The organism is Streptomyces sp. NPDC004838 (assembly GCF_053600955.1).
This window is the reverse complement of the sequence record NZ_JBSGAW010000022.1, coordinates 88,333-108,413: the sequence shown is the minus strand read 5'-3', so window position 1 is coordinate 108,413 and position 20,081 is coordinate 88,333. Positions and strand designations below refer to the sequence as shown.

At 71.0% G+C, this 20,081-nt stretch carries 18 protein-coding genes; 10 read left to right on the top strand and 8 right to left on the bottom strand.

Annotated features, from left to right (window positions below; genetic code table 11):
• Positions 1-53 precede the first annotated feature (53 nt).
• Positions 54-554: an NUDIX hydrolase gene (locus tag ACWEFL_RS24115; protein WP_451716207.1), complete on the top strand. Its 501-nt coding sequence runs from the start codon at positions 54-56 to the stop codon at positions 552-554.
• Between the two features lie 105 nt (positions 555-659).
• Here the strand turns inward: ACWEFL_RS24115 and ACWEFL_RS24110 are convergent, their stop codons facing one another.
• Positions 660-1,058, bottom strand: a complete 399-nt coding sequence (locus ACWEFL_RS24110) for a nuclear transport factor 2 family protein (protein ID WP_451716205.1) — start codon at positions 1,056-1,058, stop codon at positions 660-662.
• A gap of 223 nt (positions 1,059-1,281) precedes the next feature.
• Between ACWEFL_RS24110 and ACWEFL_RS24105 the strand changes: the two genes are divergently transcribed.
• Positions 1,282-2,028 carry a Clp protease N-terminal domain-containing protein gene (locus tag ACWEFL_RS24105; RefSeq protein WP_451716203.1) on the top strand — a complete coding sequence of 249 codons (747 nt, stop codon included), beginning with the start codon at positions 1,282-1,284 and terminating at the stop codon, positions 2,026-2,028.
• Positions 2,029-2,136: 108 nt separating this feature from the next.
• Here the strand turns inward: ACWEFL_RS24105 and ACWEFL_RS24100 are convergent, their stop codons facing one another.
• On the bottom strand, positions 2,137-2,532 hold the full coding sequence (locus tag ACWEFL_RS24100) for a hypothetical protein (RefSeq protein ID WP_451716200.1): 396 nt from the start codon (positions 2,530-2,532) through the stop codon (positions 2,137-2,139).
• 481 nt (positions 2,533-3,013) lie between these two features.
• Positions 3,014-3,937, bottom strand: coding sequence for a MurR/RpiR family transcriptional regulator (locus ACWEFL_RS24095; RefSeq protein ID WP_451716197.1), 924 nt, complete (start codon positions 3,935-3,937; stop codon positions 3,014-3,016).
• A gap of 449 nt (positions 3,938-4,386) precedes the next feature.
• Between ACWEFL_RS24095 and ACWEFL_RS24090 the strand changes: the two genes are divergently transcribed.
• From ACWEFL_RS24090 to ACWEFL_RS24075, 4 genes are all read left to right on the top strand, one after another.
• A complete protein-coding gene (locus tag ACWEFL_RS24090; RefSeq protein WP_451716194.1) occupies positions 4,387-5,307 on the top strand; it encodes a pentapeptide repeat-containing protein in 921 nt (306 codons plus the stop codon).
• A 583-nt stretch (positions 5,308-5,890) separates the two neighbouring features.
• Positions 5,891-6,844 (top strand): hypothetical protein, encoded by a 954-nt coding sequence (locus tag ACWEFL_RS24085; protein ID WP_451716191.1) that lies wholly within the window; start codon positions 5,891-5,893, stop codon positions 6,842-6,844.
• Between the two features lie 365 nt (positions 6,845-7,209).
• Complete coding sequence (locus ACWEFL_RS24080; protein WP_451716308.1) at positions 7,210-8,664, top strand: amino acid permease; 1,455 nt, start codon at positions 7,210-7,212, stop codon at positions 8,662-8,664.
• A 150-nt stretch (positions 8,665-8,814) separates the two neighbouring features.
• A complete protein-coding gene (locus ACWEFL_RS24075; protein ID WP_451716188.1) occupies positions 8,815-9,690 on the top strand; it encodes a GNAT family N-acetyltransferase in 876 nt (291 codons plus the stop codon).
• Between the two features lie 131 nt (positions 9,691-9,821).
• Here the strand turns inward: ACWEFL_RS24075 and ACWEFL_RS24070 are convergent, their stop codons facing one another.
• The 5 genes from ACWEFL_RS24070 to ACWEFL_RS24050 form a co-directional block, all read right to left on the bottom strand.
• On the bottom strand, positions 9,822-11,165 hold the full coding sequence (locus ACWEFL_RS24070; protein ID WP_451716185.1) for a 6-phospho-beta-glucosidase: 1,344 nt from the start codon (positions 11,163-11,165) through the stop codon (positions 9,822-9,824).
• Positions 11,166-11,178: 13 nt separating this feature from the next.
• Positions 11,179-11,403, bottom strand: a complete 225-nt coding sequence (locus ACWEFL_RS24065) for a hypothetical protein (RefSeq protein ID WP_451716182.1) — start codon at positions 11,401-11,403, stop codon at positions 11,179-11,181.
• A 284-nt stretch (positions 11,404-11,687) separates the two neighbouring features.
• Complete coding sequence (gene meaB, locus ACWEFL_RS24060) at positions 11,688-12,677, bottom strand: methylmalonyl Co-A mutase-associated GTPase MeaB (RefSeq protein ID WP_451716305.1); 990 nt, start codon at positions 12,675-12,677, stop codon at positions 11,688-11,690.
• A 13-nt stretch (positions 12,678-12,690) separates the two neighbouring features.
• Positions 12,691-14,889 carry a methylmalonyl-CoA mutase gene (scpA, locus tag ACWEFL_RS24055; protein WP_451716179.1) on the bottom strand — a complete coding sequence of 733 codons (2,199 nt, stop codon included), beginning with the start codon at positions 14,887-14,889 and terminating at the stop codon, positions 12,691-12,693.
• A complete protein-coding gene (locus tag ACWEFL_RS24050; RefSeq protein ID WP_451716176.1) occupies positions 14,886-16,766 on the bottom strand; it encodes a methylmalonyl-CoA mutase family protein in 1,881 nt (626 codons plus the stop codon). The genes scpA and ACWEFL_RS24050 overlap by 4 nt, the downstream gene beginning before the upstream one ends.
• A gap of 543 nt (positions 16,767-17,309) precedes the next feature.
• Between ACWEFL_RS24050 and ACWEFL_RS24045 the strand changes: the two genes are divergently transcribed.
• The 4 genes from ACWEFL_RS24045 (at position 17,310) to ACWEFL_RS24030 (ending at position 19,875) form a co-directional block, all read left to right on the top strand.
• Positions 17,310-17,675, top strand: a complete 366-nt coding sequence (locus ACWEFL_RS24045) for a VOC family protein (protein ID WP_451716173.1) — start codon at positions 17,310-17,312, stop codon at positions 17,673-17,675.
• 165 nt (positions 17,676-17,840) lie between these two features.
• Positions 17,841-18,635 (top strand): carbon-nitrogen hydrolase family protein, encoded by a 795-nt coding sequence (locus tag ACWEFL_RS24040; protein WP_451716171.1) that lies wholly within the window; start codon positions 17,841-17,843, stop codon positions 18,633-18,635.
• 11 nt (positions 18,636-18,646) lie between these two features.
• Positions 18,647-19,318, top strand: a complete 672-nt coding sequence (locus ACWEFL_RS24035) for a DUF6629 family protein (protein WP_451716168.1) — start codon at positions 18,647-18,649, stop codon at positions 19,316-19,318.
• A gap of 179 nt (positions 19,319-19,497) precedes the next feature.
• The gene (locus ACWEFL_RS24030) at positions 19,498-19,875 is read left to right on the top strand and encodes a hypothetical protein (RefSeq protein WP_451716165.1); all 378 of its coding nucleotides are present in this window, start codon (positions 19,498-19,500) and stop codon (positions 19,873-19,875) included.
• The last annotated feature ends 206 nt before the right edge of the window (positions 19,876-20,081 follow it).

The window sequence follows — 20,081 nt, the reverse complement described above, 5'->3', positions numbered from 1 at the left end:
CGCCGGGCCGTCGTTCCTCGGCCGCCGAGGTTCCGGCGGTTAGGGTCAGGGGCATGGCGACCCCCGACTTCATCCGCGACATCCGGGCCAAGGCCGGCCACCAGTTGCTTCTGCTGCCGGGCGTCAGCGCGATCGTCTTCGACGACGAGGGCCGGGTGCTGCTGGGCCGACGCGCCGACAACGGCCGTTGGTCGACGCTCGGCGGGATTCCCGAGCCCGGTGAGGAACCGGCCATGACCGCCGTGCGCGAGGTGTACGAGGAGACGGGCGTGCACTGTGTCGCCGAGCGGGTCGTGCTCGTCCAGGCCGTGCCCCAGCCGGTGACGTACCCCAATGGCGACCGCTGCCAGTTCATGGACATCACCTTCCGGTGCCGTGCGACCGGGGGCGAGGCGCGGGTCAACGACGACGAGTCCCTGGAGGTCGGCTGGTTCGGCTTGGACGCGCTGCCGGGGCTGAGGGAGTTCGGCCGCTTCCGGATCAAGCAGGCGCTGACCGACGGTCCGGCGTGGTTCCGGCCCACCCCGCAGCCGTGTGAGCCCCCGCGGCCGTGAGCCCCCGCCTCGCTGCCATGAGTCCACGCCCCGGCCCTGTGGCCGTGAGCCTGCGCGTTCCCGAGCCCTCGCGGCCGTGAGCGGGCCTCGGCCCCGGTACGCGCCTCAGCCCCTGTGGGGGAACGAGTGGTGCTCGTGCGTCACCGTCCAGCGCCCGCGTTCCTTGCGCAGCCCGATGGTCAGGCGCAGCCGGTTGCCGGGATCGTCGGCCAGCTCTTGGGGGGTGCCGCAGCGCAGCAGTGCGTACGCGTAGGCGACGTCCGCGCCCGCGGTGACGTCGAGGGAGACGATCTCGAACGAGGCGCCCTGCCGCTGCCAGTCGAAGAAGGGAGGCCAGACCTCGCGGTAGGCGTCGAGACCGCGCACCCCGTCGTCGGGCGGTGGTACATCGAACATCACGATGTCCTCGGCGTGATCGGCGAGCACGCCGGCCAGGTCGCCACCGTGCACCGCCCGCGCCCAGCGCTCGATGAGCGCCCTGATATCCGCCGTGTCCTCGGCCATGGACCGCTGCCCTTCGTTCGTGCGTGCGTGAAGTGAGGTTCGTACGCAGTGAGGTTCCTACGTGGAGTGCGGACCGCCGCGCCGCCGCCGACTCATCGGTCGACTCATCGGTTCCGGTGAAGACGGGGCCGCACCCGCCGGCTCCATTCCGGCGTGCCTCCATTGACCGCAAGCGTGTCAACCTTCGGTTGACGAAACTGGAGTGACAACCTAGGGTTGACGCATGGAGAATCCCGTACAACTCACCGGCGCGGTACGTCTCGACGAACTGATCGCCGCTATCAAGAAGGTCCACACCGACACGCTCGACCAGCTCTCCGACGCGGTCATCGCAGCGGACCACCTCGGGGAGGTGGCCGACCATCTGATCGGCCACTTCGTGGACCAGGCGCGCCGCTCCGGCGCGTCCTGGACGGATATCGGCCGCAGCATGGGCGTGACCCGGCAGGCCGCGCAGAAGCGATTCGTGCCGAAGGAAGGCGACGGGGCGCAGAAGCTCGACCCGAACCAGGGGTTCGGCCGGTTCACCCCGCGCGCCAGGAACGCCGTCATGGGCGCGCATCAGGAGGCCCAGGCGGCGCGCAACGAGAAGATCACCCCCGGCCATCTGGCGCTCGGCCTGCTGATCGAGCGCGAGGGGCTCGGCGCACGGGCGATCGTGGCGCAGGACGTCCTGCTGGACACCGTCCGGCAGGCCGCGACCGACGCGCTGCCCCCGGCCGTCGATGACGCGCCCGACCTGGTCCCCTACGACGCGTCCGCGCGCAAGGTCCTGGAGCTGACCCAGCGGGAAGCCCTGCGGCTGGGTCACAACTTCATCGGCACCGAGCACCTCCTGCTCGCGCTGCTGGAGTGGGAGGGCGGCGACGGACTGCTGACCGGGCTGGGCATCGACAAGGCGGCGGCCGAGGCGTATGTCGCCGACTCCCTGGCCGCCCTCGTGGACCCGGAGGACGGCAAGGCGGGCTGAACCCCGGCCCGCCGGTCTCCGGGCCTCGCGGCTCGACGGCCCTCGGGGCCTCTCGGCCGGCCGCGTGCGGAGGACGCACTCGGCCGGTCGAGCGCGCGGAGGCGGAACCTATACCGGGGTCCGCCTCCGTCGCCGTTCCCGGGCTTCGTGCAGGAGCGCGTCCGTGACGAGCCGGACCCCGCGGGCCAGCCGGTCGAGCTGCTCCAGCTCCACGGCGTACAGCCGGATGGTGTTCTCGACGATCTGGTCGGAGACACCCATCCTCGGCAGTTCGGCCCGGCAGGTCTGGAAGGCGGTGCGCACCGCCCGTATCTCGTGCTGGAGCTGTAGTTGGGCGTGGCGGGCCAGCACGGCGGGATGGCGGGTGAGCGTCGAGTATCCGGCGTAGCGGGCCGGGAGGAGATCGCGCAGCCAGCGGGTCGCCGTCCGCTCCCACTCGGGGCTGCCGGGCGAGGCGACCTGGACCGGCCAGTCGGGGCCGATCGTGGAGGGGGACTGGGGCATAGTCGTCTCTCCGAAAAGGCGGAAAGTCGGGTCGGGGTCACCGAACCGAAGATATTGGCGGCCTCGGCCCAGGGGTTGGCCGAGGCCGCCGAGTTGGGCATCCGCAGGGGGCGGAGCCCTGACGGAACACCTTGGTACTGACGCGAGGAGGTTGCGTCGTCCCCGGTGTCCGGTTCTACATGGCCCGCCGACGCTCGTCGGGACCGCTCGCACCGATGTCGCCCGTCGGTGCGAAGAGGTCCGGCCGTCGGCCGGGCTGGAGGTCGGTTAAGGCGGGATGAGTGGGCATGTGCATGTCGCGGTCTGCCCGCCTTCCTTGAGTGCATGGGTGGTCCAGAGGGCTTGTGGATCTCTGGGCCACTCAGGGCAGTAAATATATATACCGTCGAGTAAGCAAGGGTATGAAAAAATTCATGCAGGTCTGGAGGTGAAAAGTGCTGTTCTTCCAGGGGTGGAGGCGGTGGGGCGCGAGGGGGCGGGATCAGTCCTCGAGGAAGAAATTGTGCTGCTCAGCGGCTTGTTCGTAGCCTTCGAGCCGGGTCTGGGTGCGCTGTGGGTCGGCGTCGGCCATGGCCTGGAGGAGAGCGGCGGAAAGTACGCCGGGCGCCGCATAGGAATCGAAGACCAGCCGCGATCCGGTGGGGGCGACCAGCACCTCGTCGGCCTCGTCGACGAGCGGGCCGAGCGCCAGATCGGTGATCAGCGCGACCTTGAGCCCCGCGCTCCGGGCCGCCCGGATGGCCGCCAGGGTCTCATTGGCGTGCCGGGGCATCGCGAATGCCAGTACCCAGGTGCCGCCCGCCGCACGCGACTGCATGAGGGTGTCGTACGCCACGCTGCCCCCGCGGGTCACCGTGCGCACATCCGGGTGGATCCGCCGCGCCGCATAGGCGAAGTACTCCGCGAGCGAGACGGAGATGCGCAGGCCCAGGATCGTCAGGGGCACCGAGTGGGCCAGCTCGCGGCCGATGTCGAGCACCTGGTTGGTGTCGGCGAGCAGCCGGCGCATGTTCTCCAGGTTCCGGATCTCGGCGTCCACGGCTGCCTGCAGCTCATTGCGCCGGATCTCCTCGCGGGTGTCCGGCAGGCCCGCGATCGCGCTCAGCGCGATCGGCTGAAGGGCCTCCCGGAGCGCGGGGTACCCGCTGAAACCGAGCGAGGAGGCGAACCGGGTCACCGACGGCTGGCTGACTCCGACCCGGTCCGCGAGATCGGTGATCGAGAGAAACGCGGCCTCGGTGAGGTGGTCGGTGATGTACTGCGCGATCCGCCGCTGTCCGGGCGAGAGCCGATGGCCGCCGAAGAGGGCGAGGACCCTGTCCGACGGTGCGGGCCCGTCGTCGGGCTCCAGCCTTCCCGGCGTGATCGCAGACGCCTGTGCGCGTTCCTGCTGATCTGAAGCCACCGGTGTCACTCCTTCTCGTCCCACTGTCGCTCAACATAGCCCAGTCGCCTCGATCCTCAGAGGGCGGAGTCTCCCCTTCCGGTCCTCCGTCTCGGATGCCGGACGCTCCGTGGACGCCCGTGACGTGGGTCAACTCCCGTGTCCGCGAACCCGGTTGCATGAGAACCGTCGTTCTCCGCGAGCTGGGCGACGGCGGAGAGAATGAACGTTCTCTTTGCTCTTCGGTCCGCTGTCCCGATCATGGTGGGTTGACCCTCTGCGGCGAAGGTCGAGCACTGTCGCCGAAGGCCGGTGACCGCTGGGCCTTCTCACTGAAGGCCGAGTGATCGTTGAGGTCTGACTGTCTGGGGAGACGGTGGGGGAACCAGAGGTCCGGCCGGTGCATGTCCCGCCTGCGGGGTAGGGGCTGTTACGCATACGGCGACTCCTTCGGGGACATGCTCCCGCGTATGAATCGGAGCCGGACGCGTGCACTGGTGATCGCGCTACTGGCCGTCGGCTTCGTCGGCTACGCCCTGCTGCTGTGGCAGGGCCCGTGGTGGCTGGACGGCGGACGGCTACGCCGAAGGGATCTCCAGCCGGCCGATGGTGTGGTGATCACGGGGTTCCGCACGACGCTGATCGCCCTCGGCGCCGGTGCGGTCGCCGGGGCGGGCCTGTACTACACCGACCGTACGCTGCGACATACCCGCGACCGGGACCGCGAGCAGGCGGAGATCGCACGGGACGGCCAGGTGACCGCCCGTTACGTGGAAGCGATCAAGCTGCTTGCGTCGGAGCGTACGGTCGAGCGCCTGGGCGGCATCTACGCTCTGGAGCGGATCATGCGGGACTCCGCCAAGGACCACCTCACCGTGGTCGAGGTCCTCGCGGCATTCGTCCGGGACCAGGTATCGGTGGCGCCCGACACGGAGTTGGCCCCCACGGCGCAGCCGGAAGAGTCCGTCCAGGCCGCCTTGACGGTTCTGGGGAGACGGCCGCCGCTGGAGGAGCCGTTCCGCATAGACCTGCGACGCACGGACCTACGCGGAGCGGACCTTCAGGAGGCCCGGCTGGAGCGCGTACGCCTTGCCGGTGCGTGTCTGGAGGGAGCCAACCTGATCGGCGCACACCTGGAGGAGGGATGGCTGAGGGAGACCCGATTCGGTGGCGCGTGGCTCGACCGCGCCCACCTCGAAGGGGCCTACCTGAAGGGGGCCGACCTACGCGGCGCCAGCCTCAAGGCGACACACCTCAAAGGGACCCGCCTGTTCGACGCGGACCTGTCGACAGCAGTCGGTCTGACTCCGGATCAGGTGAGCGAGGCAGTGCTCGACGTGGAGACGAAGCTGCCTCCCGCGGTGGAGGGAACGGTTCGGGCAACCCCGTGAACAGACGCGATGCCGAGTATCCCGGCCCACAGCGACCGAACCGCTCCCAAAGCCGGAAACAGGCGCTCAGCCTTCGATGAGAATGCCCGATCTGCGCTGCGACAGGTCATTCGCTGCGACAGGTCAGGGGTCATGTCCGCGGGGCCTCCCGGCCCTCTTCCCCCGGTGGTGGTCGTCACCGCCGGAGGCGGCGTGGGCGGCGCACGCGGGTGAGGCGACGAATCTTTATGTCGACAGATCAATTCCGCCATGAATTGTAAGGGATTCAACGAGGTAATTCATTCGTTACGAAATGGCGCCTGGTGATCTCCTTCGGGTGAGGATTCTCCGGGAGATCTGAGGATTCCTTGTGGGTTTGTGGTAAGGGGAGTTGATAAGGCATATGCCTCTCGCTCATGAGCCGAATGCACAGGGTGCAACGGAGTCATCGGATACCCGGATGAGTGTTTTCTCACTCACTTGTTGATGAGTAGGGTGTGATCCCGTCGCCGGTGGCCCTCGGGGGCCGGTCGCATTCGGCCGGTCCGGAATGCGCGGGGGAGCGTGGGATCACTGGCGTCCGGGGAGACGGGGGGAGTAGAACGTGTCTGCCGGTTCATTCGACGGCCAGTTCGTCTGGCATCCGGCGGCCGATGACCATCAGCTCGCACGGGCGTGCGTCGATGTGAAGGCGGGCCGGTATCTGAGTTCGCGAGAGATCCTGCGCGAGGTCCGTGACGATTACGGAGTCCGGGCCCACCGCTCTCTGGTGCTGGCGTCCGAAGCCGCCGACTCCGATCTCGCCGAACGCTGGATGGGCGAGCGGCCGGGGCCCGACGCCGCACTGCTCTGGTCGCGGGTCGCGATGCTCCGGGCGCTGCGTGCGGCCGACGCGGGGGACCCTCACACCGGCACCCTCCTGGGCATCGCCACCGCCGCCTGCGAGCGGGCCGCGCGCCTGCTGCCCTCGGACCCCACGCCCTGGGTCGCCCTCCTGGCGCTGGCCCGGATCAGACGGGTCCGTGACCCCGCGCCCCAGGGGCTGCTGACCGCGCCTCGGGGCCCCTGGCGGCTCTTCGCCCGGATCCTGCGGCTCGACCCCTGGAACAGGGAGGCCCACCACCGCTTTCTCGCCTTCTTCTTCAGTCGGCACGGCGGCACCGCGAGCGCCCGCTGGGACGTCGCCTCCTTCCTCAGCCACCGGGCGCCGGCCGCCTCGCCGCTGCGGTTGCTGCCGCTCGTGACCCTCGCCGAGGAGTACGACCCCGCCGCCCTGCTGGCGTACCGCACCTGGCGGCAGGCCCCGTGGGTGGCGACGGCGCTGGGCGGCTACCGGGACTGGTTCCCGGAGGTGCCCGGTTACCGGTTCACCCCGGTCCTGGACCTGTCGTATCTGGCGCACGCCCTCTACATGGGCAGACAGGAGCGCGAGGCGCGTGAAGTGCTCGTCGCGATGGGGCCGTACGCGGCGCGCATGCCCTGGAGTGCCTTCGGTGACCCCAGTGACCAGCTGACCAGGGCGAGGCGCGCCTGCGGGCTTCCCGTGCCCGTCCGCTGACGCGTGGAGCCGGTGAACGGTCCGGCGGCCGGACTCGCCGACCGCCGGACGGTTCTGCCGGTCGGCGGTGTCCCGCGTGAAAGGAGCCACTGGGAGGAACGGGCCGGGCGTCAAAAGGAGCAGCGTGAAGAGGAAACAGAATTCTGAGGAAACAACGTGAGCACTGCACCGGCTGAACTTCTCAGCGGGTGAAAAGAAGACGAACTGAATCATCCACGGGCTGAATCACCATCCACCGCCCCGGTCTGTCCAGTACTCAGGGAAAGGACGCTTTTGTGTCCGAACGGACGACTGTCCTCGGGATCCGCGATCGTCGGCGGGACGGAAGAACCGTCGCTCTCGACGACGACGCGACCCTGCACGCGATGGGATATCCGCGAAGGCTCACCCGGAGATTCAGCGCGTTCGACAACTTCGCCGTTTCCTTCACCATCATCAACGTCATCTCCGGGATCTTCTCCGCGTTCGGGTACGGAATGGCGGCGGGTGGTCCGCTCAGCCTCGTCGTCGGCTGGATCGGGGTGTCGGTCATGGTGCTGTTCGTCGGTGCCGCCATGGGGGAGATCGCCTCGGCCTATCCGACGAGCGGAGCGCTGTACTTCGCCGCCGGCAAGCTCGCCAAGCGGCATCCCGGAGCCTGGTCCTGGTACACCGGCTGGCTGAACTTCGTCGGCCAGGTCGGCGGCACCGCCGCCACCGGCTACGCCGCCGCCACCTTCATCCAGGCGTTCATCGTCATGCGGTGGCCGGAGTACGAGGTCAGCGGAGAGCGAACGGTGATCATCACGGCGGTGATCCTGTTGATACAGGCGCTGGCCAACACCTACACCGTGCGACTGGTCGCCACCTTCAACCGCGTCTCCGTTTGGTGGCTGCTGATCGGTGTGACGGTGATCGTCGGATGCCTGGTGCTGATCCCGGCGGATCACCGGCCGCTGTCGTTCGCCACCCACTTCATGAACCACACGGGGTTCAGCAGCGGTCTGTACGCCGCGATGCTGGGGCTGCTGGTGACCAGTTGGACATTCACCGGATTCGACGGCAGTTTCCATATGTCGGAAGAGACCGTGAGAGCGACGGTCAACACCCCCAGAGGCATCATGCGTGCGATCATCTGCTCAGCCGTCGCGGGGCTGGTTCTCATGCTCGCACTGGTGTACGCGATCCATGACTACTCCGCCACGGCCGGGTCGTCCGCGCCGCCGGTACGGATCCTCGTCGACGCCCTCGGTGCCGTCACCGCCGAACTCCTCCTGCTGATCGTGATCGGGGCCATGCTGTTCTGCGGTCTCGCCAACATGACCAGCAACGCCCGCCAGATCTTCGCCTTCTCGCGTGACGGAGCGATGCCGGGATCGCGGCTGTGGCATTCCGTCTGCCCGCACACCCGGACCCCCGTGAAGGCCGTCTGGCTGGCCGCCGGCTGCTCCCTCGTGCTGACCGCTCCCGCCTGGTGGTCCCACACCGCCTTCGCCGCGATCATGAGCGTCAATGTCGTCGGCCTCTACGTCGCCTACGGCGTGCCCATCTTCCTGCGGCTGCGCCTGGGCGACGCGTTCGTGCCGGGCCCCTGGCACCTGGGACGCTGGGGCGTGCCCATCGCGTGGACGGCCGTGATCTGGATCGCCCTGAGCAGTGTGCTCTTCATGCTGCCCCACAGCTCCCCGATCACCGCCACCACCTTCAACTACGCGCCGATCGCCCTGGGCGTGGTCCTGCTGACGGCCACCGTGTGGTGGTTCGCCACCGCCCGCAGACGCTTCCAGGGCCCGGTGAGCTACGGCAGCCCCGACGAAGTGGCCGCGATGGACCTGATCTGACTCCCCACCACCCGGCCCGCCCTGATCCGTCTCAACCCGGCCCGCTCCCGACCCGGCCCGCCTCCGACCCGCACACCGGCTCCGCGCCCCACCGCCCCTGAAACCCATGCCCTGAACCCCTTGCTCACCCCATGGAAAGGGACAGACCCCATGAACGACCCACTCGCCCGCACCCGCGAGACCGCCGGTCTCACCGTCACCCGCGCATCGGCGCGCGACTGGCGCCGCGTCGCCGAATGGGCCGCCGCCGAAGGGTGGAACCCGGGCGACGAAGACGTCGACTGCTTCCACCCCACCGACCCGGACGGCTTCTTCATCGGCCGCCTCGACGGCAGCCCGGTCTCCGCGGTCTCGATCGTCGCCTACTCCGACCGGTACGCCTTCCTCGGCTACTACCTCGTCCGCCCTGACCTCCGGGGCCGGGGCCTCGGCCTCGCCACCTGGCAGGCCGCCATCCCCCACGCCGGAGACCGTCTCATCGGCCTGGACGCCGTCCCCGCCCAGCAGGACAACTACCGGCGCTCCGGATTCACCCCCGCGTACGGCACCGTCCGCTACAGCGGCCTGCCCCAGCGGACCGGCGACGTGGCCCAGGGGGTCGTACCCGTCACCCCCGGGCTGCTGGACGCGATCGCCGCGTACGACCGTGAGTGCTTCCCCGCCGACCGGAGCGACTTCGTCACCCGCTGGCTCACCGCCGCCGGGCACACCGCGTACGCCCGGCTGCGCGATGGGCGCGTCACCGGGTACGGAGCGATCCGGCCCGGCCGCGACGGCCACCGGATCGGCCCCCTCTTCGCCGATACCGCCGAGGATGCCGAGGCCCTCTTCGACAGCCTCACGGCGCGTCTCGGACCGGATGACGAGGTCTCCGTCGACATGCCCGAGACCCAGCCGGCGGCAGAGACACTCGCCCTGTCCCGAGGGCTGACGGCCCGGTTTCCCACCGTACGCATGTACACCGGACCGGCTCCCCGGATCCGTGCGGAGCGGGTCTTCGGCGTCACGAGCCTGGAACTCGGATAGCCGGCAGCCCTACTGAGACGGCGTCACCGGCGGGGTGGGGCGTGCCGGGAGGGGATCCGCCGCCCGTGACGCCGCTCGGGCGGGCGGCGTGACGGCGTCCGCGGCAGACGGGTTCCCGGTGTTCCGGCGCTTCACGGCCGCAGATACGCGAGGCCGGGATGCGCGGCGGTGTACGCGTCGACCAGGCGGTGGGCGACGCTCACCGAGTCGACCAGGGGATGCAGGGCGAACGCCTTCACCGCCGCGGCGCGCGAGCCGCTCCCGGCCGCCGCCAGCACCTCCCGTTCGACGGCCTTCACCGCGCACACCAGCCCCATGGCATGGTCCGGCAGCGGGGCGACGGAGACGGGGTGCGCTCCGTCCGCGTCGACGGAGCACGGGACCTCGACGACCGCCTCCGCGTCCAGCGCGGAGAGCGCGCCCCGGTTGCGGACATTGAGGATCAGGGTGGTGCGCTGGTGGTGGGCGATGGCCCGCATCAGAGCGAGGGCGACGTTCTCGTAGCCTCCGGACTCCAGATCGTCGGCGGCGCGCTCGCCGGCCCCGGCCGCCTCGCGGTTGTGCGCCATGTACGTGGCCTCGCGCTCCGCCCGCGTACGCTCCCAGGTCTCCAGCGCCGGGGTGCCGGGCCGGTCCATCGCCGCGTAGAACCGGGACTGCTGCTCGTGCAGAAACGCGCCGCGGGTCCGCTCGGCCTCCCGGTAGGCGCACACGGTCTCGCGGTTGAAGTAGTAGTAGTGCAGATACTCGTTGGGGATCGCGCCCAGCGACCGGAGCCACTCCGCGCCGAAGAGCCGGCCCTCCTCGAATGAGCCCAGCAGTTCCGGGTCACCCAGCAGCCGGGGGAGTTCGTCGCGGCCCCCGACGCGCAGACCGCGCAGCCAGCCCAGATGGTTGAGGCCCGCGTAGTCGACCCACGCGGTGTCGGGGTCCGCGCCCAGCGCACGGGCGACGCGCCGCCCGAGGCCGACGGGGGAGTCGCAGATGCCGATGACCCGGTCGCCCAGATGACGGGCCATCGCCTCGGTGACCAGACCGGCCGGGTTGGTGAAGTTGATGACCCAGGCATCGGGCGCGAGCCGGGCGACCCGGCGCGCGATGTCGACGGCGACGGGCACCGTGCGCAGCCCGTACGCGATGCCTCCCGCTCCCACCGTCTCCTGGCCCAGCACCCCCTCCGCCAGCGCGATGCGCTCATCGGCGGCGCGGCCTTCGAGACCGCCCACCCGGATCGCGGAGAAGACGAAGTCCGCGCCGCGCAGCGCCTCGTCGAGATCGGTCGTCACGACGACCTCCGGCGCGTCCGGCACCCCGGCCGCCTGGTCGGCGAGCACGCGCGCGATGGCGGCCAGCCGACCGGCGTCCAGGTCGTGCAGGACGACTCGGCGGATCCGGCCCTCGGCGCGGTCGCCCAGCAGGGCCCGGTAAACCAGCGGCAGCCGGAAGCCGCCACCGCCGAGGACCGTGAGCCTCATACCTCGATCACCCTCACTCCCTCGATCCTCGAACGCGGCGAAGCCCGCTGGGTGCGCCCGAGCCGTCTGTCACCGCCGTGCCGGGGAACGTGCCCGCCTCCGCGAGCGGGACGACCGCGCCCACGGCGGAGACGACGACCGCGCCCACGGCCGAGACCACGGCCCGCTCGACGGGGGCGCGGCCCGCTGGACGGGCGCGCGTCGGACCGGAGCCCAGCAGCCCGGACAGGCCGGTCACGGCCGCAGGGCCGCCGGAACGCGGAGCCCGAGGGATGGATCGATGTCGTCGCTCGGCAAGCACACTCGGCACGCTACTCGCCGAACTCGAACATATCCACGCAACTTCTCGCAGGCGGCATGCCGATCCCGTTCGGTGGGCGGCGCACGATCCAGGGCGCGGCATACGGGCGCGCGACGAGTCGGTGCACGGTCGAGCGGGGACGCGCGCACCTGCCCGGCGACCGGTCCGCGATGCCCGAGGTCCGTGACGGGTTCCGCGTCATGGACCTCGGGCCGGGTCCGTCACCGAGGCTGCCGGAACGCCTCCAGGATTCCCTCCGCCGCGAGGGTCGCCGTCAGTTCCCCGTCCCGCACCCGCTGTTCGAGACCGGGCGCGAGCGCCCGTACCGCGGGGTGCGTACGGAGCCGGTCCTTCAGCTCCTCGTGGACCATCGACCAGGCCCAGTCGATCTGCTGGTCACGGCGTTTGGCGTCGAGCCGTCCCGTCGAGTCGAGAAGAGCGCGATGCTGCTCCACCCGCTCCCACACGGTGTCGAGACCGGTGGACTCCCGGGCGCTGCAGAAGAGGACCGGGGGTGTCCACGCGGGGTCCGCCGAGTGCATCAGCCGCAGCGCGCCGGCCAGTTCACGGGCGGCGGCCCGCGCGTCCCGCTCATGGGGGCCGTCGGCCTTGTTCACCGTGATCACGTCCGCGAGCTCCAGCACCCCCTTCTTGATTCCCTGGAGCTGATCGCCCGTCCGCGCGAGGGTCAGCAGGAGAAAGGTGTCGACCATGTCGGCGACCGCCGTCTCCGACTGGCCGACCCCGACCGTCTCCACGAGCACCACGTCGTACCCGGCGGCCTCCATCACGATGATGGTCTCGCGGGTCGCCTTCGCCACACCGCCGAGCGTGCCCGCCGTGGGCGAGGGCCGTACGAACGCCGAGGGGTCGGTCGAGAGCCGTTCCATCCGCGTCTTGTCGCCGAGGATGGAACCGCCGGTACGGCTGGACGACGGATCGACGGCGAGGACCGCGACCCGGTGGCCGAGTCCCGTGAGCATGGTGCCCAGTGCGTCGATGAACGTCGACTTGCCGACACCGGGCACCCCGCTGATCCCCACCCGCCGGGCCGCGCCCGCGAACGGCAGCAGCTCCGTCAGCAACTCCTGGGCGAGCACCCGGTGATCCGGCCGGGTGGACTCCACGAGGGTGACGGCGCGGGCGATGTACGCCCGCGACCCGTCCCGGACGCCCTTGACGTAACTGTCGATGTCGATCGTGCGGCGCATCGGGGGCACGGCCTCACCGCTCATGGCCGAGCGAGACGCCCAGCTTCTTCACCAGGTCGTACGCAGCGTCCGGGATCACCGTGCCGGGCGGGAACACCGCCGCCGCCCCCGCCTCGTGGAGCGTCGGCACGTCCTGCGGCGGAATCACCCCGCCCACGACGATCATGATGTCCTCCCGGCCCTCCGCCGCCAGTTCCTCCCGCAGCGCGGGCACCAGCGTCAGATGACCGGCCGCCAGCGAGGAGACGCCCACGATGTGCACATCCGCCTCCACCGCCTGCCGGGCCACCTCGGCCGGAGTCTGGAACAGCGGGCCGACGTCCACGTCGAAGCCCAGATCCGCGAAGGCCGTGGCGATCACCTTCTGGCCGCGGTCGTGCCCGTCCTGGCCCATCTTCGCCACCAGGATGCGCGGACGACGGCCCTCCGCCGCCTCGAACTCCTCGACCAGCGTGCGGGTGCGTTCCACGGACGGGGAGTGACCCGCTTCGTTCCTGTACACACCGGAGATGGTACGGATCTGGCCCGAGTGCCGTCCGTACACCTTCTCCAGCGCGTCCGAGATCTCGCCCACGGTCGCCTTCGCCCGCGCCGCGTCCACCGCGAGCGCCAACAGATTGCCTTCGAGACCGGGTCCCGAACCGCTCCCGGCGGCGCGGGTCAGCGCCGCCAGCGCGTCCTGGCACGCCGTCTCGTCGCGCTCCTCGCGCAGCCTGCGCAACTTGGCGATCTGCTGCGCCCGCACCGAGGAGTTGTCGACCTTCAGCACGTCGATCTGCTCGTCACTGTCGGCGCGGTACTTGTTCACGCCGATGACGGGCTGACGTCCGGAGTCGATCCGCGCCTGCGTACGGGCCGCCGCCTCCTCGACACGGAGCTTCGGAATGCCCGCGTCGATCGCCTGCGCCATACCGCCGGCCGCCTCGACCTCTTCGATGTGCTGCCAGGCCCGGCGCGCGAGATCGTACGTCAGCCTCTCGACGTACGCGCTGCCGCCCCACGGGTCGATGACCCGGTTCGTCCCGGACTCCTGCTGGAGGAGCAACTGCGTGTTGCGGGCGATCCTCGCGGAGAAGTCCGTCGGCAGGGCGAGGGCCTCGTCCAGCGCGTTGGTGTGCAGCGACTGGGTGTGACCCTGCGTCGCCGCCATCGCCTCCACACAGGTCCGCGTCACATTGTTGAAGACGTCCTGAGCGGTCAGCGACCAGCCGGAGGTCTGCGAATGCGTGCGCAGCGACAGCGACTTGGGATTCTTCGGGTCGAACGTCCGCACCAGCTTCGCCCACAGCAGCCGCGCGGCCCGCAGCTTGGCGATCTCCATGAAGAAGTTCATGCCGATCGCCCAGAAGAACGACAGCCTCGGTGCGAACGCGTCCACGTCGAGCCCCGCGTCCAGCCCCGAGCGCAGATACTCCATGCCGTCGGCGAGGGTGTACGCCAGCTCCAGATCGGCCGTCGCACCGGCCTCCTGGATGTGATAGCCGGAGATCGAGATGGAGTTGTAGCGGGGCATCCTCTGCGAGGTGTACGCGAAGATGTCCGAGATGATCCGCATCGAGGGCCGGGGCGGATAGATGTAGGTGTTGCGGACCATGAACTCCTTGAGAATGTCGTTCTGGATGGTCCCGGCCAGCTTCTCGGGCGGTACGCCCTGTTCCTCGGCGGCGACGATGTACAGCGCCAGAACGGGCAGCACGGCACCGTTCATCGTCATCGACACGCTCATCCGGTCCAGCGGGATGCCGTCGAAGAGCTGCCGCATGTCGTAGATCGAGTCGATGGCCACGCCCGCCATGCCGACATCGCCCGTCACCCGCGGATGGTCGCTGTCGTAACCGCGGTGGGTCGGCAGATCGAAGGCGACCGAAAGCCCCTTCTGACCGGCGGCCAGATTGCGCCGGTAGAAGGCGTTGGACTCCTCGGCGGTCGAGAACCCCGCGTACTGACGGATCGTCCACGGCTGATTGACGTACATCGTGGGATACGGGCCGCGAAGGAACGGCGCGATACCGGGATACGTGCCCAGGAAGTCCAGGCCCGCGACATCCTCCCCGGTGTACAGGGGCTTCACCGAGATGCCCTCCGGCGTCTCCCACACCAGATCGGCGTCGCCCTTGCCGGTGGACTCCTTGACGGCCGTACGCCACTGGTCGTCGGAGCCGGCCGGCGCACCGGCGCCCAGCGCGATCGTGGTGAAGTCGGGGATGGTCATCGCGCCACTCCGATCCGGTCGAGTGCCAGGGAAAGGACGGCGACCGCGTCACCGCCCGCGACGACGAACTCGTCGACGCCGGCCCGCTCCCAGGTCTCACGCAGTTCGCCGGGACGCCCCGCGAGATAGACCCGCCGCGCGCCGGCGGCCTTCAGTGCCTCGGCCACCGGGCCGGCCTGCTCCGCGTACAGGGCGTCGCTGGAGCAGATGCACGCGATGTCCGCACCCGAGGCGCGGAATGCCTCGGCGGCCGTGGCCGCGTCGACGGAGACCGGGTCGTGGACCGGTTCGACGCCTCCCGCCTGGAAGAGATTGGCGGCGAAGGTGGCGCGCGCGGTGTGGGCGGACGCCGGACCGAGCGCCGCGATCAGGACCCGCGGCCGCGCGCCGGACCGGGCCAGATGGGCGTCCGAACGGGCGCGCAGCGCCTCGAACGCCTCGTCACGGCGCACCTTCGGGAGTCCGCCGGACGGCCGGGCGGGCGCGGGGTCGCGCTCCACCGGAGCCTCGGCGAGCAGCGGGAACTCGCTGACGCCGGTGATCGGCTCACGCCGTTTGGCGAGGTTCTCGCCACGGGCCCGCCAGGTCGCGCCGATCCGCTCGGAGACCAGCCCGCCGCGGAGCGCGGCGAGCTGTCCGCCCGCCCGCTCGATCTCCTGGAACCACTCCCAGGCGGCGTGCGCCAGTTCGTCCGTCAGCCGCTCCACGTACCAGGAGCCGCCGGCCGGATCGACGACCCGGCCCACATGCGACTCCTCCACGAGGATCGTCGAGGTGTTGCGGGCGATCCTGCGGGCGAAGGCGTCCGGCAGGCCGAGCGCGTGGTCGAAGGGCAGTACGGTCACCGCGTCCGCGCCGCCGACGCCGGCGGCGAGGGAGGCGACCGTGGTGCGCAGCATGTTCACCCACGGGTCGCGCCGGGTCATCATCACCGGTGAGGTCACGGCGTGCTGACGCTGGGCCCCGGCGGCGGACTCGGCGCCGCTCGCCTCGGCCACCCGCGCCCAGACCCGCCGGGCCGCGCGGAGTTTGGCGATCGTCAGGAACTGGTCGGCGGTGGCCGCGTACCGGAACTCCAGCTGTGCGCACGCGGCCTCGACCGGCAGTCCGGCGGCGGTGAGAGCGCGCAGCAGGGCGACGCCGGTCGCCAGCGAGCACCCCAGCTCCTGCGCGGCGGAGCCGCCGGCCTCGTGGTACGGCAGCGCGTCCACCGTCAGCGCCCGCAGTCCGGGCCGGGTGTCGTGGACGAGCCGGGCGAGTTCGGCCGCGGCGGCCGTACGGTCGGCGACCTCGTCGTACACGCCGGTCCGCGCGGCATGGCCCAGCGGGTCCGCGCCCAGATTGCCGCGCGCGTCGTCGACGCCCCGCTCCTCGTACAGCCGCAGCAGTTCGCGTGCGGCGGGCTCGAACGCGTCTCCGGCGTCGAGGACGACGGGCGCGAGATCGAGGAGGACACCGTCGAGCGCGGTGGCTATGCCGGAGACCGGCACACCGCTGTCACCGACCGAGAGCCAGAGGGAGGTGACCCCGTTCTCCAGATCGGCGAGCACCGCCTCGTTCGTCAGTACCGGGTCCGGGCGCTCGTGCCGCTGGCGCACGTCCCAGCCGGAGACCGAGCCGCCCTCGGGCCTGCCGCCCCTGGTGAACGGGGCGAAGCCCGGATAGCCGCCGCTGTCGGGGCTGTCGTCCGGTGTGTACAAGGGACGGGTCACGAGCCCGTCCTCCAGGAGCGTGGACAGCGTGTCCTCGGCCGCCGTGTCCGGAACGTCCTTGCCCGCCTTGCGCAGTACGCCGGCGACAAGACGCTGCCACTGCTCATGGGTGGCGTCCGGGAATTCGGCGGCCAGAGAGAACCCGTCGTCGGGGAGGACCGTCATGCTCGGATGCTAGGTCATGCACACATTCGTTCAGGAGGTCCACAGGCTGTGACCTTGCACTCGCCCCGATGGTCTTGATTTCTTCTTTTCTTCCTTTTGTCGCCTAAATGTCGGATGGGGTGGCGCGTCGTGGGGCGGTCCGGCGCGGGGGAGAGCCGAGGCGGCGGCGTCGCGGCAGGGTGCCCGCGCCCGCGTCCTCCGGCGCGGTTCCCCTTCGCCGGTGAGCCTCCCCGCGAAGCCCGTATTCGGACACCGTCGCCCGTGTGGACCTGGCCACACCGGCGAGGCGGGGCGCGGACCCCGGCCCGGCGCCGGCGGAGTTGTCGGCGGCGGGGGCGCGATCCGGGCGTGTCCCACGGCGGTTGGGGCGGCCGACGGTCCGGACCGCGGTTCTCGTCCGGTCGGGTGCGGTCGGGCGACGGCGACCGTACGGTAGGACCACGGGACCGGGAGCGGGCGCCAGGACCGTACTCGGCGGGGACCGCACCCCGGAACGCGCCCAGGAACGCACCCGGGAACGCACTCAGGAAGGCGGACGTGGTGATGGCCGGTGAGATCTCCTTCTTCGAACTCGGTGTGGGCGACTTCGAGAAGGCGCGTACTTTCTACGGCTCCCTGTTCGGCTGGACCTTCGGTCCCGGCGCGGCCGAGGGGGCCGGCTATGAGATCCGTACGCCCAACGTCCCCGGCGGAGTCCACGGCGGCGACAGCGGCGCCGGCCCCTACGTCTTCTTCCGGGTCGACGATCTCAAGGCCGCGCTCGACCGGGTCGTCGAACTCGGCGGCACGGTGGACGACTTCGACTTCGGGCAGGACGACGTGTCGGCGGCCCGTTACGGACGCTTCACGTTCTGCCACGACGACCAGGGCTCGCCCTTCGGACTGCACGAGCCGCCGAGGGACGCCTGACGTCCGTCGAGGACGCCGGTTCCGCTCCGGGTCCGTGCTCCGGGACCTGGCTTTCGGTTCCGGCTCTTCGCCCGGGTGACAGCGGGTGCCGTGCCGCGCGATGGAGCATCCTGTCCATGACACCCGGTCGATCCGGTCCGCGTCCTTCACCTCTGGGGAACATCCATGCGCATCGCCCTGAGCCAGCTCACCACCGGCCCCGACCCCGTGCGGAACCTCGATCTCGTACGGGAGCAGGCCCGGCGCGCGGCCGGGGCCGGGGCCCGTCTCATCGCCTTCCCCGAGGCCACCATGGCCTGCTTCGGCACCCGGCTCGCCCCGGTCGCCGAACCGCTGGACGGGCCCTGGGCCACGGAGGTGCGGCGGATCGCCGAGGAGAGCGGGCTCGTCGTGGTCGCGGGCATGTTCACCCCGGCGGCAGACGGCAAGGTGACCAACACCTTGCTGGCGACCGGCCCCGGCGTCGAGGCCGCCTACGACAAGATCCATCTGTACGACGCCTTCGGCTTCACCGAGTCCGCCACCGTCGCCGCCGGCTCCGAGGTCGTCACCATCGACGTCGAAGGCGTCCGCGTCGGCCTCGCCACCTGCTACGACGTCCGCTTCCCCGAACTCTTCCGCGCTCACGCCGACGCCGGAGCCGTCCTCACGCTGCTCCCCGCCTCGTGGGGCGACGGGCCCGGCAAGCGCGAGCAGTGGGAACTGCTCATCCGCGCCCGCGCGCTCGACGCCACGCTCTGGGTCGCGGCCGTGGACCAGGCCGACCCGGCGGCCTCCGGCCGGACGCCCTCCGCCAGGACCCCGGCCGGAATCGGGTTCAGCGCGGTCGTCGGCCCCGACGGCACCGTACGGTCGAGGCTGGAGGCGGGGCCGGATCTGCTCGTCGCCGATCTCGACCCGGCCGAGGTGGAGTCGGTACGGCGCGCCGTGCCCGTCCTGGCCAATCGCAGGCTCGGATAGCCGGAGCCCCCATGTGCTGGAGCGCGACGGCCGACCTCGTGGCGGGCACGGCCGTCTGTGCCGTCGGCGTGGTCTGTGTGGCACGGGTGCGGGACCTCCGCGATCTGCCGCTCGCCGCGCTGCCCCTGCTGCTCGGAGCCCATCAGATCGTCGAGGCCGCCGTCTGGCGCGCCGGCGGCGGGACCGGCCAGGCGACCGACGCCTGGGCCGTCATCGCCCTTCCGCCGCTGCCGCTCTGGGTGCCGCTGGGCGTCCTGCTCGCCGCTCCCGCCGCCGTAGGCACCCGGCTGGCCCTCCCGGTCGCCGCAGGGCTCGCCACGTCGGGCGTTCTCGCGTACCACCTGGCCACCCGGACGGTGACGGCCGAGATCCGCGGACGCACCGTCGGCTATCTGCTCGATCTTTCGCACCCGGCGGTGATCACCGCCGGATATCTGCCGGCCACCGTCGGCGCCCTGCTCCTGAGCGGTGACCCGGTGCTGCGGCTGCTGGGGATCGTGACCGGGGTCGGCGCGGTGGTGTGCCGGCTGCTGTGGCGGACGGAGTCCGTCTCCACCTGGTGTGCGGTGGCCGCCGTGGCATCGGTCCTCGTCCTGGCCTGGGTGCGGCGGCGTCCGCGGGGCGCACGAGCGGCCGATGGAGCCCGCCTCTCGTCGGGGGCCGGCCCGTCGCGTACGGAGTGAGTTCTCCGCGTGACAGCGGGAACACTCCGGGCGTCGGGGGCGCGGACCCGCTCGCCGGTCCGACTCGCTTTCGGGACCGGACCGGGCGAGCCTGGAGTTGTCACTCCTCGGCAGGAGAAGGCAGCCGCGGAACTGCGCGGGACATCGCGCACGGACAGGGCGGAGAGCGAGGGATCACGGTGAACAGCACCGAGCAGCACGCCGAGCCGGTGGTGGTGACCATCTGCGGGTGCACCACCCAGGACGCCCACGCCGTCTTCCAGGTGCTGAGGCGGGCCTACACATCCGATCGCGAGGCCGAGGACCGGCCGGAGTACGTCTCCGAGGGCCACGAAACGGTCTGGACGGCCACCTTCGACGTGGCCACCGGGTCCGGCGCTCCGGCCGGGTCCGTCGCCCTGACCGAGGCCGTGGAGACCGAGATGCAGGGCGGCTACTGGGCCGTCGACCAGATGACGGTCACCCTCGCCGCGGCCTTCGACGTCGAGATGCAGGGCATGGCGGCAGGGGACCAGGAGAAGGCCGTCCAGCTGCGGCTGGCGAGCCGGGCCGCGTGACGGGGCGCGCCGCGCGACCGGGACTCCGTCTTGCGGGACGGCCGCGGGCGCGCGAATGTCGAAGGGCCGTGGGCGGATGCGCCGACCGCCGGACGTATCCGCCGGTGGTCGGCGTTCCGGCGACGGCCCGCGGGGACCAGCCCGTAGAACCGGCCTGCGGGTACCGGCCCGGCGAACCAGCCTGCGGGTACCAGTCCGTGACAGGC

Bases quoted from the DNA above. Each gene is read 5' to 3' on its own strand.
- ACWEFL_RS24115 (WP_451716207.1), top strand. From the start codon at position 54: ATGGCGACCCCCGACTTCATCCGCGACATCCGGGCCAAGGCCGGCCAC.
- ACWEFL_RS24110 (WP_451716205.1), bottom strand. From the start codon at position 1,058: ATGGCCGAGGACACGGCGGATATCAGGGCGCTCATCGAGCGCTGGGCG.
- ACWEFL_RS24105 (WP_451716203.1), top strand. From the start codon at position 1,282: ATGGAGAATCCCGTACAACTCACCGGCGCGGTACGTCTCGACGAACTG.
- ACWEFL_RS24100 (WP_451716200.1), bottom strand. From the start codon at position 2,532: ATGCCCCAGTCCCCCTCCACGATCGGCCCCGACTGGCCGGTCCAGGTC.
- ACWEFL_RS24090 (WP_451716194.1), top strand. From the start codon at position 4,387: ATGAATCGGAGCCGGACGCGTGCACTGGTGATCGCGCTACTGGCCGTC.
- ACWEFL_RS24080 (WP_451716308.1), top strand. From the start codon at position 7,210: ATGGGATATCCGCGAAGGCTCACCCGGAGATTCAGCGCGTTCGACAAC.
- ACWEFL_RS24075 (WP_451716188.1), top strand. From the start codon at position 8,815: ATGAACGACCCACTCGCCCGCACCCGCGAGACCGCCGGTCTCACCGTC.
- ACWEFL_RS24070 (WP_451716185.1), bottom strand. From the start codon at position 11,165: ATGAGGCTCACGGTCCTCGGCGGTGGCGGCTTCCGGCTGCCGCTGGTT.
- meaB (WP_451716305.1), bottom strand. From the start codon at position 12,677: ATGCGCCGCACGATCGACATCGACAGTTACGTCAAGGGCGTCCGGGAC.
- scpA (WP_451716179.1), bottom strand. From the start codon at position 14,889: ATGACCATCCCCGACTTCACCACGATCGCGCTGGGCGCCGGTGCGCCG.
- ACWEFL_RS24050 (WP_451716176.1), bottom strand. From the start codon at position 16,766: ATGACGGTCCTCCCCGACGACGGGTTCTCTCTGGCCGCCGAATTCCCG.
- ACWEFL_RS24045 (WP_451716173.1), top strand. From the start codon at position 17,310: ATGGCCGGTGAGATCTCCTTCTTCGAACTCGGTGTGGGCGACTTCGAG.
- ACWEFL_RS24040 (WP_451716171.1), top strand. From the start codon at position 17,841: ATGCGCATCGCCCTGAGCCAGCTCACCACCGGCCCCGACCCCGTGCGG.
- ACWEFL_RS24035 (WP_451716168.1), top strand. From the start codon at position 18,647: ATGTGCTGGAGCGCGACGGCCGACCTCGTGGCGGGCACGGCCGTCTGT.